The sequence below is a fragment of the Paenibacillus sp. FSL K6-1330 genome (genome assembly GCF_037976825.1).
Taxonomy (GTDB): Bacteria; Bacillota; Bacilli; order Paenibacillales; family Paenibacillaceae; genus Paenibacillus_AQ.
Genome location: NZ_CP150269.1, coordinates 2,093,190 through 2,106,029, shown reverse-complemented (window position 1 = coordinate 2,106,029; position 12,840 = coordinate 2,093,190). Strand labels below are relative to the sequence as shown.

Below are 12,840 nucleotides of genomic sequence, written 5' to 3'. Positions count from 1 at the left end.
TCTCAATTGTGTAGTTCTAAGTGACTATATTTTTATTTTCCTTTGCGTTTTCTCATCATATCAAAATGACGCACCGGCTGGTCCACCTTCATGCGAATAAGCTGCAAAGGATGGCGAGCTGCATCAAGTTCATTGCCATTCTCATCCCTAATAGGACCAACTGACTGCTTAAAGAAGGTTCCTTCCGGTCCAAAAAACTCGATTTCATCCCCAGGCTTAAAGTGGTTTCGCTGCTGAATGACGGCCGTTCCCGATTTCTCATCATACTCCATCACCAAGCCGGCGAAGTCATAAGGAACCGCCTTCTCTTCCGGTTCATAGATATGATCCTCATGATCCGGTGTATCATAGAAAAATCCGGTATTCAGCGGTCGATTGGCCGCTTTATTAATTTCCTCGATCCATTCCGGCTTCAATACATAATGCTCAGGGTCAGCCATATAGGAATCAATCGCCTGTCTATAAACATTGACCACAGTCGCTACGTAATGGATCGATTTCATCCGTCCTTCAATCTTGAAGCTGTCGATTCCCACCTCAATCAGATCCGGAATATGCTCGAGCATACAGAGATCCTTCGACCCCATCGTAAACTGGTTGTCTTCCGGCTGGAACAGCGGGATCTGCGTAACGCCCGGTTTGAATGGGGACGGAGCAGGGGCCGGCTGTTCTATCAACTGCTGCTCTTCCGATACCCACTGGCCTTGATCTTCTCTTCCATCCACAAACAAATCGTATTTCCAGCGGCAGGATTGGCAGCATCCGCCCCGATTGGAATCACGATCCGTAAAATGATTGGATAACACGCAGCGACCGGAGAACGAGGAGCACATCGCGCCATGGATAAAGGCCTCGATCTCAATGTCGACATGTTCTTTAATCGCTGCGATCTCCTCCAGGCTCGCCTCGCGTCCCAGTACAACCCGCGGCAATCCTTCGTCCTTCCAGAACTTCACGGCCTGCCAATTCAATGTGGATTGCTGTGTGCTCAGATGAACTTCGAGCTTGGGTGCAGCACGTTTGGCCACCTCAATAATAGCCGGATCTGCAGCGATGATTGCCGCAATGCCGGCTTCCTCCAAACTTCGCAGGTAGGTTTCAATTCCCTCAATGTCCTCATTATGCGCATATATGTTGGTTGCTACAAATACTTTAGCGCCGTATTTCTTGGCGAACTCCACGCCCTCTTTCATTTCTTCAAAGCTGAAGTTGTCCGCATTGGAACGAAGGCCGTATTTCTGACCCCCAATATATACCGCATCGGCGCCATAATGCACCGCAAATTTCAATTTTTCCAAATTACCAGCCGGGGCGAGCAATTCCGGCTTGTCCAGGCGATAGCGTCTGCCCTTATACTTTGGCTGTGCCATTGCTTCCATGCTGTCCACTCCTTAATAAACTTGTTCCTTATAGAAAAATCCAAATGACAATTCACGTTCCGGATCCTGAATAGCGCGGATTCCGTCCATCCACTCTTCCTGAAATGCATAAGTTGAAGCATCTGCAGCATATCGATCAATCGCTTGGCGATAAGTTCGAATGACCAGCTCATTGTAATGCCGCGGCTTCAGCAGCGTCTCTACCTTAAAGCTGTCAATGCCTGCTGCCATTAAGAGATGCAGATCCTCCAGAATGCAAATATCCTCCGAACTCATAATATGGGTTCCGTTGATATCCTCATAGATCGGATACTTCTCTTCTTGACGCTCAGCTTCAATGAGAAACAAACCGCGCTCCTTGCCAAGGCTGCCCTCATTCACGGGCCTGCCCTGCTGCTGCATATAGCTGTTGACCAGGCGTCTCTTGGAATGATAGATGTTTGTCATGCCATGAACCTGAACCTGTGCTTCCAGCTGAAGCTGAGGCTTCATGTCGGTTACCTCATCCATATTTAATTCACGCGCAAGAATAACCCGGGATGCGCCTTTGCTTCCCCAATAATTGGCCGTTGAGTAGTTGGTGGCGGTCATTTCTGCATTCCAATGAAGTTTTACCTGTGGAGCCAACTCTTTTACGGTAGTGAGCACCGATGGATCATTAAATTCCACCGCGTCTACTTCGATCTCTCCCAGTGCCTTAACATAGGCTGGAAGCTCCGGCAGCAAATCATTCGTCATCAAATTGTTCAAGCTTACGTATACTTTACTTCCTCGCTCATGAGCAAGCTGTACGACTTGAGTTATTTCGTCCAATGTCAGACTGCCGGGCAATCTCATGCCGAATCGATCTTCGCCGACGAGCAGTGCATCGGCTCCCGCTTCCAGATAAGCAGCGGCATCAGCCACGGACCCGGCTGCCGCCAATAATTCAGATTTGATACTCATTTAAAAATTCCTCCCTACTTAGAGGGTGTTCAACAAGACTCTTCTGAGTACGAAACTAGGATCTGTTCCTTGTCAGCAGCGTATCAGGGGGAAATGCTAAACACGTAATATTATTATTATTGTTGTGCCATCTTCTTGCTGGTCTCGATATTCTTCAAATGCTCTTTATACGTTTTGGCAAACAAATGCTCTTGTGTACCGTCTTTCTTTGTCACATAGAACAAATATTCGGATTTCTCCGGATTCAGGGCAGCCTGAATAGATTTCAGGCTCGGGCTTGAGATGGGCCCAGGCGGCAAACCCTTTTGACGATAAGTGTTATACGGGCTCTCAACCTCCAGATCGGCATAAAGCAGTCGTTCCTTCGGTTTATCTAACAGATATTGAACGGTGGCATCGATTTCCAGCCTCATATCCTCTTCCAATCGATTATAAATAACGCCGGCCACCAGGGCACGCTCCTGATCTGCAACCACTTCCCGCTCAACTAGTGAAGCGATGGTCATGAGTTCATGGAATGTCACGCCGCGAGCCTTTAACTGATTCTCCCAACCCGGAATTTCAGCCAAACGTTTCTCCGTTTCTTTCAGCATGGTTTCTACAATGCCTGTTGCCGTGATATCCTTTTTCGGTAACTCATAGGTCGCAGGGAACAGGTATCCCTCGAGGTGATGCCTGAGGTCTGCTTCTTGGGGAATTTCTTCTGCAATCGGAACATCCCAGCCGGCAGTCTGATCCACAACCTTCAGAAATTCCTGCTCATCGATTCCGCTCTCGTGAGCGATCGTCTCCGCCATCTGAAGGATCGTATATCCCTCAGGGATCGTGAAACGAACCATCTCCTCGGGCTTCACTTCGCCTTTGTTCATCTTCGATAATAGTTCCTTGAACGGAGTGCCTGGAGTTGCCTCATAGGTTCCTGCCATCAGACGGCTTCCTTCCCCGCTAAGCTTTAAATAGCCTTTAAGTATAAGGGCGTTCTTGATCAATCCCTTTTCCTCCAGCAGATCGGCGATAGAGGACGTGCTCATGCCGGACTCCACGGTGAATTCGACAGGAGTTTCCGAGCTGTGAACGGGCTGTAAACCATTCCATACGTAGAATACGGCCCCACCCGCAACTAGGATCAGGACCAATACTGCTATTGCCAGTTTCTTCAATCTACTCATCCCTTCACACCAAAAGGGGCGGACAGCTCCGCCCCTTCCTGAACTTTCATTTGAAAATTAAGCATGTGCTCCTGTAGGAGGGAACTTAATCCTCGTCACCTTCGGGAAACGTCAGCTCATCATAGAGCTCCGACACATTCTCCCATTCCTCGTCGTCATCAATGGTTGCCAGCTGCAATCCGCCGTCCTCACCCTTGACGATACGAAGCACCTCGTACTCCTCATCGGTTCGATCCGGCTGAACCAGAATGGCATACCCTTGACCATCCACTTCAAATTCGGCGGCAATATCATAAACCTCGATATGGCCTTTTTCGTCCTCAAGCTCTACACTCTCACCGAATGCTTCCTTAAGTACTTGGGTCCATACGATATTCTCAACCGAAAAATCAGACATCATTCGTCTCTCCCGTCCAGCTCTTCCACGAGCGTATTGAAGGTTTCTTCAACAATGGCCCATTCTTCGTCATCTTCAATCATAAACAATTTCAAGTCTTCTCCGTCTTCCTCATAACGGAAGGCGTAGACCTCGTCTGTCTCTTCGTCGGCAGACTCCCTTGGTACGACCATCATATATTTAGCATCCGAGCCATCCACTTCGAATTTCATGATGACTTCGAATTCTTCCTCGTTGCCTTCATCGTCGGGAATATAAATAATTTCCGGTTCTTCTTCCATACCAATATGCTCATTAGCCATTGTAATCACCCTCACCTTTACCTTTTAGAATCCAAGTAGTTTTGCAAAATCAAGCTTGCCGCCATTTTATCTACAACCTGTTTTCGCTTCTTTCGGCTGACATCGGCTTCAAGCAATGTCCTTTCAGCGGATACTGTTGATAGCCGTTCATCCCAAAGGTGAACGGGTAAGGATAGGGATTCTCGCAATGTACTTGCGAATTCCATGCAGATTTCGCCCCGCGGACCAATCGTGCCGTTCATATTTTTAGGCAAGCCGACCACAATCTCACCGACCTCGTTGTCTTTGACGAGTGTGGCAATTCTGTCCAGTTCGCCTTCATCACGGCGGCGCTCGATAACTTCAACCCCTTGGGCCGTCCATCCGAACACGTCGCTTATGGCAACACCGATTCTGCGGTCCCCGTAATCTAATCCCATGATCTTCTTCATCCCTGTGTGCTCCTAACGGTGACTGGCTAAATAGAACCGGACCAGTTCTTCAATCAATTCATCTCGCTCTTTTTTCCGGATCAAACTTCTGGCATTATTGTGCCGAGGTATATAAGCTGGATCCCCGGACAAAAGATACCCTACGATTTGGTTAATCGGATTGTACTCCTTCTCTACCAGCGAATCGTATACCGAAAGTAGAATGTCCTGGGCGGAAGCCTCCTTTTCATCACCTTTTACATTGAACTTGACTGTCTTATCCATGGAGTCCATGTGTGACACACCTCGCTTCTTCAAAGAACATGTTTACCATGCTTCGTCGAATAAATATTTACCAGCTTGATCTAGTTATATCATAACATAATCCTAAGTCTCTACGGAAATCGAAAGCGAAATATTTAGAAAGTGTTCCAAAAAATTCGGGATTGTGTACAGCAAAATGTTGGATCCTGCTTACTATTGCTTGCTGTACACAATCTGGACAAATCTGTTACACGCCCCGGGCTATGAGATCCTCAGCGTGCTGCAGCGCCTGGGCGAGTTTGGAAGCATCCTTGCCCCCCGCTTGTGCCATATCCGGACGGCCCCCGCCGCCTCCGCCGCAGATCGAAGCCACTTCTTTAACGAGCTTGCCAGCATGGTAGCCTTGCTTCACCAGGTCCTGCGGAACGGCTACGACGAAATTCACCTTGTCGCCCGCTTTGGAGCCGAGCACGAGGATCGTCTCCGGAAGTTTGCCCTTCAATTCGTCTGCAATGCCACGGAGTCCATCCATACTGCCAGCCTGTACTTCAGCTGCAAGCAGCGACGTGTTCCCTACCTGCTTCACTTTATCGGTCAAATGGCTGGCCTCAATGGCTCCAAGCTTGCCTTGCAGGGACTCGTTCTCCCGGGCAAGATCCTTCACCTGTTGGTTCAGGCCCTCGATCCGCTTCGGCACGTCCGCAAGATTGCTCTTCAACAAGCCGGCGGCTTGCTTGAGCAGGTCCATTTGCCCCTCCAGATGCTCATAAGCGTAGCGGCCCGTTACGGCTTCAATGCGGCGAACGCCGGAGCCGATGCCACTCTCGCCAAGCAGCTTGAAGATTCCGATCTGGGAGGTGTTGCCTACATGGCATCCGCCGCACAGCTCGATGCTGTAATCTCCGACCTGGACGACACGGACGATATCTCCATATTTCTCTCCGAACAATGCCATGGCACCCATCGCCTTCGCTTCATCAATGGCCTTGCGCTCGATAACGACCGGAATGCTCTTCCACACCTGTTCATTCACGCGGCGCTCAATATCGGCCAGCTCCTCCTGCGTAATGCTGCCGAAATGGGAGAAGTCGAAGCGCAGACGCTGCGGTTCAACAAGCGAACCTGCCTGATTGACATGATCGCCCAGAACTTCCTTCAATGCTTTATGCAAAAGGTGTGTGGCTGTATGGTTCTTAACGATATCATTGCGCATAGCGGAATCCACCTGCGCCTTGACCGTATCGCCCACCTTAAGCTCGCCGAGCTCCACGGTTACGAAATGCACGTGCTGTCCATGCGGAGCCTTGAAGAGACCTTCCACTCGGGCACGTACAGATGCGCCTTCCAAAATGCCCTGATCGCTGACCTGGCCGCCGCTTTCGGCATAGAACGGGGTAACGTCCAAAATGACCTGACAGGTCTCGCCTTCACTGACGCTGTCTGCAAAACTGTCACCGGAAACAATGGCGAGCACTTTAGCCTCGCTGACGGTGTCATTATATCCAACAAATTCACTTTTAACCGTATAATCGGAAAGAACGCCGCCTTGGACCTTCATGCTTTCCGTTTCATGACGGGCCGCACGAGCACGATCACGCTGTTCCTTCATCGCGGCATCAAAGCCTTCACGGTCCACGGTCAATCCGTGCTCGGACGCATAATCCTCCGTTAAATCAAACGGGAAGCCATACGTATCGTACAATTTGAACGCGTCGCTGCCGCTGATTACCGATTTGCCCTGCTTCTTCGCTTCTGCGCTCACGTCTGCCAAGATGTTCAAGCCGTCAGAGAGCGTTTTGTGGAACTGTTCTTCTTCCGTTGCAATGACCTTCTCAATAAAGGCGCGCTTCTCAACGACCTCTGGGTAGTATACTCCCATAATATCGCCTACGGTTCCGGTCAAAGTATACATGAATGGTTTGTCCAGCCCGAGCACCTTTCCATAACGAACCGCACGGCGGAGCAATCGACGGATGACATAACCGCGGCCTTCGTTGGACGGCAGCACGCCATCGCCTACTGCGAAAGCAACTGTCCGGATATGATCGGCAATGACTTTCAACGCGATATCGTATTCCGTCTTTTCATTGTATTTAACGCCGGCAAGCTCTGCCGTCTTCTGGATGATCGGCTGGAATAGGTCGGTATCGAAGTTGGATGCCACATCTTGCAGGATGGAAGCAAAGCGCTCGAGTCCCGCACCCGTATCAATGTTCTTGTTCGGAAGCGGTGTATAGCTGCCGTCCTTGTTGTGGTTAAACTGGGAGAATACGAGGTTCCATACCTCCAGCCAGCGTTCATTCTCACCACCTGGGAACATTTCGGATTCCGGAGCATCCGTATCGTATCCTTCACCACGATCATAGAAAATCTCGGTACAAGGTCCGCAAGGTCCTTCCCCGATATCCCAGAAGTTTTCCTGCAGCTTAATGATGCGCTCCTTCGGGAGACCGATTTTTTCGTTCCAAAGCTTGAAGGCTTCCTCGTCTTCCGGATACACGGTAACAGACAGCTTCTCCGGATCGAAGCCGATCCATTTCTTGTCCGTCAGGAACTCCCAGGCCCAGGTGATAACTTCTTCTTTAAAGTAGTCCCCTATGGAGAAGTTGCCCAACATTTCGAAGAACGTATGGTGACGACGGGTTTTGCCGACATTCTCAATATCATTAGTCCGAATACATTTCTGCGAGTTCGCAATTCTCGGATTTTCCGGCTTCACACGCCCGTCAAAATAAGGCTTGAGCGGAGCCATGCCTGCATTAATCCAAAGCAGGGACGGGTCATTGTGCGGAACAAGCGATGCACTTGGCTCAATATTGTGGCCTTTCTCTGCAAAAAACTCTAGCCATTTGGAACGGATTTCACTAGCTTTCATCTCTACACTTCCTCCAGTCGTAATATAGGTCCGAATCACTTGTATTCGAACACAAAAAACGCCCCTGAATTGAATTCAGGGACGATGTTCTCGCGGTACCACCCTGGTTATCGTCCATTCGTCCTCCAGCAGAAATCTCCTGGAACAACATATGTAACGATCGCCTCGTAACAGCTGGATAACGGGAGCTACCCGGTGAATTTGAATCACACTCAAAAATTAGCATTCGGCTTAGGTTCGCTTCCAGGTTCTCGCAGCCAGCCGGAAATTGTCCGGGCAGGAACCTGTTCTCTGGGCAAGGTACACAAAGCCTACTGGATTTTCTCATCGATTTGTACGGTTATAGGTTTACCATTTCAAGTATATATAGGGTGAAACTATCTGTCAATGTATGAGCATTGCAGCTGAGACTGGAGCCTTCAGCCGGATTTCCTTCTGACATAATAGGCGAAAAAATGCTGCAGCAGCACTTTGATGACGGCAAAGACAGGAACAGCCAAAATTAAGCCTACGGTTCCTGCCACCTGTCCACCGACAAGTAGTGCAAATATGATCAGGAGCGGATGCATATGCAACTTTTTGCCTACCACTTGCGGCGAGATGACATTGCTCTCCAGCGTTTGACAGACCATATTAACCACCGCCACCAGCAGCACCATCTTCCAGGAAATCGTAGATGCCATCACAAGCGCTGGAGCCGCGCCGAGAAAGGGGCCCAAATAGGGAATGATGTTAAACACCGCCACGATGCTTGCCAATAGCAGCGCGTAAGGCATACCCACGATCATGTACCCTACATAGGCTAGTACGCCGATAATTAAGCATACCAGGAATTGTCCGCGGACGTAATTCCCGAGGGCCGTGTCGATCTCTTTCAGCAGCGTGACAATCGACTTACGGCGGCTCCGCGGCAGATAGGATACGGCGGTTCGCTGGAACACCTCAAAATCTTTTAATATGTAGAAGATCAGGAACGGAACAATTAACACATTAAACAGGATGTTGATGGTGTTGCCGATATTGTCCATGAAATCCGAAATTCCCCCGGCCAGCCTTGATTCCATCTGCAAGAACCAGCTGTTGACGCCTGTCCTTACTCCCGGGGGCAGCAGCCTGCTGTCCAGATTGGTCATCAGGCTCTGGGCGTTCATCGATAATTCAGGCAAATGCTCGTTGAGCTCCTCCAGCTGCCGGATCAGCATCGGAATCATATTGATCAGAATGACGGTAAGTGACGTCAGAAAGACAGCGTAGATGAGCAGCACCGCCATGCTACGCGGAACTTTACGGTCGGAGAGCATGCATACTACCGGATTGAGCACATAAGATATGATCATGGCAACCAGAAATGGCGCCAGGACAGCCTTGAGAAATCGATAGACATCCAGAAACAGCGGACGCAGCAGCCAGACAAAGTAAAGAGAGATGAGTCCAAGCATTAACCATACCAACAATCGAAACCATTTGTTCTCGGTCAGCTGTTCCACACAGGCACCCTCCTTTTTCGAAAGCTACCCTGTAGTATATGTACAAGCTTCCAGAAATAAACTAACATTTCCGCAGGCCAACATGAAAAAGACTCCCTGCTGCTCAGCCATATAGACCTTTAGCAAGGAGTCGTTATCTAACTATATGTACGCGTTCTTAGGAAGACGCGTGCATAGGAGGGAAATCCGGCTGCATTTCATCACCGAAGAACAAATCATCCAGAGAGCTGAGCGTACCATCCTCTTCTACCTGGTATACGGACATTTTCTCTCCGTTGACTGTCAATTCGATAAAGCAACCCCAGCAATAAAACTGGTGGGAGCCGATTTTCCCGATATCTTTGGAACTACAGTTTGGACATTTCATCCTACCTCACCCTATCCGTTCACAGAATTAATGGCTTTTTCCAGACGCTGTTCGCTCATCGGGGGTACCATAACGGCACTTTCGCCGATAGCCATTTCCGCTGTGCAAGGCAGCCATTTGCGACCTTCGATCAAATCCGAGACAAATCCATCGGATATTTCCAACCCTAGTATTGTATTGCCCTGTTCCTGCTCAAAATAAACATCCGATATACGTCCGAGCAGGATACCATCCTCTGTCAAGACCTGCATCTCTTTCAGTTTGCGCTTGCCCAAAAGGAACGTAAGCGGTATATCATTGGCGCCCACCTTGCGGACAGCCTCTTGGCTCCGGATCATGACGGCATCTTCCCCGTATGCTACGATATCTTCCCATGAGACGCTTTTCACATGCGAGGAAAACAAAGCCTTGCCTTCCAGCTCCAACCCGGTAATCAACCAGTTCTCATCTAGTATAAAATCGTGGATTTTGCCGATTTCCTTACCGTTCTCCACGTCGAATACAGCCAGTCCAATCATTTCTTGAAGTTTCATACTGCAGTGGACACCTCCTCATCCTTCATGGTTTGAAATCAGCCGCCGGTCAACATTTCGTGAGCCAAAACGGATAATTTCCAAGGATGAAATGGACGAACGCATACCCCCTATTCTCTAGAAGGAGAAATCCCTTAACATCTATTTACGTAACCGATTAAGGATGGTTCCAATTTTTTGGGCAGTGTGCTCCATTTCTTGAGTAGTATTACCCAAACCGAAACTAAAACGAATCGCGGAGCGCAAAACAGGATCAGAAAGTTTCATTGCTTGGAGTACATGGGATATTTCCAGAGATCCCGACGTACAAGCCGAGCCGCTTGCCGCCGCAATTCCTTCCATATCGAGGTTCATCAGCATCGTCTCCGTATTGGCACCGGGAAAGCTGATATTTAGGATGTGAGGTAGGTAATGTTCCGAATTTCCGTTGATTACAAAAGCATCCTCGCCAATCTCCTGACGAAACCCTTCAAGCAGCGTCGATCTCAGCTCGCGATAATGCTGGATACGCGTCTCCATATTCTTAACGGTCCATTCCACTGCTGCCGCAAAACCGGCGATGCCGGCCATATTCTCTGTTCCGGCACGGCGTTTCTTCTCCTGCAGCCCTCCGAACAGACGTGGAGATACGCTGAGTCCTCTGCGGACAACCAATGCTCCGACGCCTTGGGGTCCGTTGATTTTGTGGGCGGAAAAACTCCACATGTCCACCGGCAGCTCGCGGCAGTTGATCGCCTCCGATCCCAATGCCTGAACAGCATCGGTATGAAACACGATGCCCCGGCTGCGGCAGAGCTCGCCGATTTCGCTGATCGGCTGAACGGTGCCTACTTCATTATTGCCATACATGATGGTGACCAGCACCGTGTTATCCTGAATCGCACCCGCAATGTCCTCCACAGAGACACGCCCAGTAGAATCGACGGGGACATAGGTAACCTCACAGCCCCGCCGTTCCAGCTCATGGCATGTATGAAGCACCGCATGGTGTTCAACTGCTGACGTAATCACATGCTTGCCATTCACGCCAAGCGACTCCAGCAATCCCAGTATAGCCAAATTATCGCTTTCGGTGCCGCCTCCGGTGAGCACCAGCTCGTCCGATTGGCATCCCAAAAGGGACGCAATTCGATCACGCGCCCCGTTGACGATCTTCTTCGCTTCCCGTCCAAAAGCATGAACGCTTGAAGCATTGCCGTATTGGCTTGTCATCACATTCATCATCCGCTCAGCAACCTCCGGATGAACCGGGGTTGATGCGGCATGATCCAAATATACTAATCTCATATCCGTCTCACCCTTATATATAGAACATCTTGTTTGTAGTTTTGCTGAGATTCATCAATGTTCATTCACCTAGTTTTTTTGATTTTTTTGATCTATAAACTTGTATAAGCAACGTTCTCATTCACGGCTATTCGCCGAGTTTGTGATTTTTTATGTGATTTTTTTTATCTGAGTTATGGCTCAATCATATTCATCATTAAGCATATATGAAGCACTCTTTCATAGCAACACTTCATCAGTTACATTAATGTAACAGAAATTATGTCGTCTATCCTAATCCAATGCCATTCACCTACACCTGTTGCCAATTTGATCTCTGGATTAGAACGACATCCGTATTCTGTAGGATACTGCACTCTTTTAATAACAGATTCTTTCTACGAAAAGTGCCTTCTTATTCACACTAGACATCTGCACTATTTTATTTTTTTTGAATTCGACAGCATCTCCTATTTTTCTTGGTAGAATTATATATTAATAGGTGATATTATGAAAATATTCCAATATTTTATTAAATAGGAGGCGATTTCATGAAAAAGCTGTTTATTTCCCTTTTCGCTGTTTTCTTTGCTCTTGCTACTCCTGCTAGTGCCGCGACAGGACCAATCAGTACCACTGGATCGAGTTGTGGTTTCGGTATCGTTACCATCCAAGGACAACAATATATTTATGCTCATGGTGCAACTGCTTTAACTACTCCAGAGACACGTTTTTACGACCAGGTTTATATTGGCGTCAGTTTGTCAAAAAACGACTCACTAGTTAACTTTGTCCAGGATAGTTACTACAACGCTAATTCTGCATACATTACAACCGGCGATTTCCTTTTTGACCCAACAGCAACATATAAATGTACATCCCTACACAGGGTACATGATGGAAATTCTATCTACACATTTGAGAATGGAAGAACTCGACAATAATATAAGAAATAAAAAAAGTATTTGCTCTTTGCAAATGCTTTTTCATTTCATTTAGCTGCAGACCAGCCATTACCTTCAACAAGAACTTTGTTGGTTTCTGAATCAATTATTGTGTACTTAGAATGTTTAGATGACCCCTCATCCTTCATACTAATGAAGACATATACATATTGATCACTCTTTTTGGAATTTTTTCGAGCAAATTCTCTGAATGTTCTTTGATATCGACCTTTCTCGGTTAAATCCAGCTTACCAGCAACACTTTCAAGATCTTTAATTTGAACGTATTCCTTTACATTAACATCCGCATTATTAAAGTCACTATAAATTTTCTTATCCAAATTAGTGTAGTAATCAGCAGCAGAAGGCTTTAGTGATTCGGCTATCGCAAAGCTAGACGTACCGATAAAGAGCAGCACAACAAACATCATTAACATTGTTTTTAAAGTTCTGTTCATTGTAAGTTCCCTTCCATTATTTATTCTGTCCCTTTATAAATATC

General features: G+C 48.0%; 14 protein-coding genes. 1 reads left to right on the top strand and 13 read right to left on the bottom strand.

Translation table 11 applies throughout. From position 1 onward, the window contains the following. Positions 1–32: 32 nt before the first annotated feature. The 12 genes from NYE54_RS09475 to NYE54_RS09420 form a co-directional block, all read right to left on the bottom strand. Positions 33–1,379 carry a U32 family peptidase gene (locus tag NYE54_RS09475; RefSeq protein WP_339271788.1) on the bottom strand — a complete coding sequence of 449 codons (1,347 nt, stop codon included), beginning with the start codon at positions 1,377–1,379 and terminating at the stop codon, positions 33–35. 12 nt (positions 1,380–1,391) lie between these two features. Beyond that, positions 1,392–2,324, bottom strand: coding sequence for a peptidase U32 family protein (locus NYE54_RS09470; protein WP_339271786.1), 933 nt, complete (start codon positions 2,322–2,324; stop codon positions 1,392–1,394). A gap of 116 nt (positions 2,325–2,440) precedes the next feature. Next, on the bottom strand, positions 2,441–3,484 hold the full coding sequence (gene mltG, locus NYE54_RS09465) for an endolytic transglycosylase MltG (protein WP_339271785.1): 1,044 nt from the start codon (positions 3,482–3,484) through the stop codon (positions 2,441–2,443). A gap of 94 nt (positions 3,485–3,578) precedes the next feature. Next, entirely contained in the window at positions 3,579–3,890 is a 312-nt protein-coding gene (locus tag NYE54_RS09460) for a DUF1292 domain-containing protein (RefSeq protein WP_179090578.1), read from the bottom strand. After that, complete coding sequence (locus NYE54_RS09455) at positions 3,890–4,192, bottom strand: DUF1292 domain-containing protein (protein ID WP_076320459.1); 303 nt, start codon at positions 4,190–4,192, stop codon at positions 3,890–3,892. Before NYE54_RS09455 ends, NYE54_RS09460 begins: the two co-directional genes overlap by 1 nt. Positions 4,193–4,209: 17 nt before the next feature. After that, positions 4,210–4,623 carry a Holliday junction resolvase RuvX gene (gene ruvX, locus NYE54_RS09450; protein ID WP_215162246.1) on the bottom strand — a complete coding sequence of 138 codons (414 nt, stop codon included), beginning with the start codon at positions 4,621–4,623 and terminating at the stop codon, positions 4,210–4,212. Positions 4,624–4,635: 12 nt separating this feature from the next. Beyond that, positions 4,636–4,896, bottom strand: coding sequence for an IreB family regulatory phosphoprotein (locus NYE54_RS09445; protein WP_006208869.1), 261 nt, complete (start codon positions 4,894–4,896; stop codon positions 4,636–4,638). A 217-nt stretch (positions 4,897–5,113) separates the two neighbouring features. Then, positions 5,114–7,741 (bottom strand): alanine--tRNA ligase, encoded by a 2,628-nt coding sequence (gene alaS / locus NYE54_RS09440; RefSeq protein ID WP_339271781.1) that lies wholly within the window; start codon positions 7,739–7,741, stop codon positions 5,114–5,116. Between the two features lie 419 nt (positions 7,742–8,160). Next, entirely contained in the window at positions 8,161–9,228 is a 1,068-nt protein-coding gene (locus tag NYE54_RS09435; RefSeq protein WP_076320456.1) for an AI-2E family transporter, read from the bottom strand. 157 nt (positions 9,229–9,385) lie between these two features. Beyond that, entirely contained in the window at positions 9,386–9,595 is a 210-nt protein-coding gene (locus NYE54_RS09430; protein WP_071222775.1) for a hypothetical protein, read from the bottom strand. 11 nt (positions 9,596–9,606) lie between these two features. Further along, positions 9,607–10,128 carry a PRC-barrel domain-containing protein gene (locus NYE54_RS09425; RefSeq protein WP_076320455.1) on the bottom strand — a complete coding sequence of 174 codons (522 nt, stop codon included), beginning with the start codon at positions 10,126–10,128 and terminating at the stop codon, positions 9,607–9,609. A gap of 141 nt (positions 10,129–10,269) precedes the next feature. Further along, positions 10,270–11,415, bottom strand: coding sequence for a cysteine desulfurase family protein (locus NYE54_RS09420; protein WP_339271779.1), 1,146 nt, complete (start codon positions 11,413–11,415; stop codon positions 10,270–10,272). A gap of 530 nt (positions 11,416–11,945) precedes the next feature. On the opposite strand from NYE54_RS09420, the gene NYE54_RS09415 reads away from it, so the two are divergent. Continuing rightward, complete coding sequence (locus tag NYE54_RS09415; protein WP_339271777.1) at positions 11,946–12,338, top strand: hypothetical protein; 393 nt, start codon at positions 11,946–11,948, stop codon at positions 12,336–12,338. Between the two features lie 47 nt (positions 12,339–12,385). Here the strand turns inward: NYE54_RS09415 and NYE54_RS09410 are convergent, their stop codons facing one another. Beyond that, positions 12,386–12,796, bottom strand: a complete 411-nt coding sequence (locus NYE54_RS09410; protein WP_339271776.1) for a hypothetical protein — start codon at positions 12,794–12,796, stop codon at positions 12,386–12,388. Between the last annotated feature and the right edge of the window lie 44 nt (positions 12,797–12,840).

Bases quoted from the DNA above. Each gene is read 5' to 3' on its own strand.
- NYE54_RS09420 (WP_339271779.1), bottom strand. From the start codon at position 11,415: ATGAGATTAGTATATTTGGATCATGCCGCATCAACCCCGGTTCATCCG.
- NYE54_RS09445 (WP_006208869.1), bottom strand. From the start codon at position 4,896: ATGGACTCCATGGATAAGACAGTCAAGTTCAATGTAAAAGGTGATGAA.
- NYE54_RS09475 (WP_339271788.1), bottom strand. From the start codon at position 1,379: ATGGAAGCAATGGCACAGCCAAAGTATAAGGGCAGACGCTATCGCCTG.
- NYE54_RS09410 (WP_339271776.1), bottom strand. From the start codon at position 12,796: ATGAACAGAACTTTAAAAACAATGTTAATGATGTTTGTTGTGCTGCTC.
- NYE54_RS09455 (WP_076320459.1), bottom strand. From the start codon at position 4,192: ATGGCTAATGAGCATATTGGTATGGAAGAAGAACCGGAAATTATTTAT.
- alaS (WP_339271781.1), bottom strand. From the start codon at position 7,741: ATGAAAGCTAGTGAAATCCGTTCCAAATGGCTAGAGTTTTTTGCAGAG.
- NYE54_RS09425 (WP_076320455.1), bottom strand. From the start codon at position 10,128: ATGAAACTTCAAGAAATGATTGGACTGGCTGTATTCGACGTGGAGAAC.
- NYE54_RS09415 (WP_339271777.1), top strand. From the start codon at position 11,946: ATGAAAAAGCTGTTTATTTCCCTTTTCGCTGTTTTCTTTGCTCTTGCT.
- ruvX (WP_215162246.1), bottom strand. From the start codon at position 4,623: ATGAAGAAGATCATGGGATTAGATTACGGGGACCGCAGAATCGGTGTT.
- NYE54_RS09460 (WP_179090578.1), bottom strand. From the start codon at position 3,890: ATGTCTGATTTTTCGGTTGAGAATATCGTATGGACCCAAGTACTTAAG.
- NYE54_RS09430 (WP_071222775.1), bottom strand. From the start codon at position 9,595: ATGAAATGTCCAAACTGTAGTTCCAAAGATATCGGGAAAATCGGCTCC.
- NYE54_RS09470 (WP_339271786.1), bottom strand. From the start codon at position 2,324: ATGAGTATCAAATCTGAATTATTGGCGGCAGCCGGGTCCGTGGCTGAT.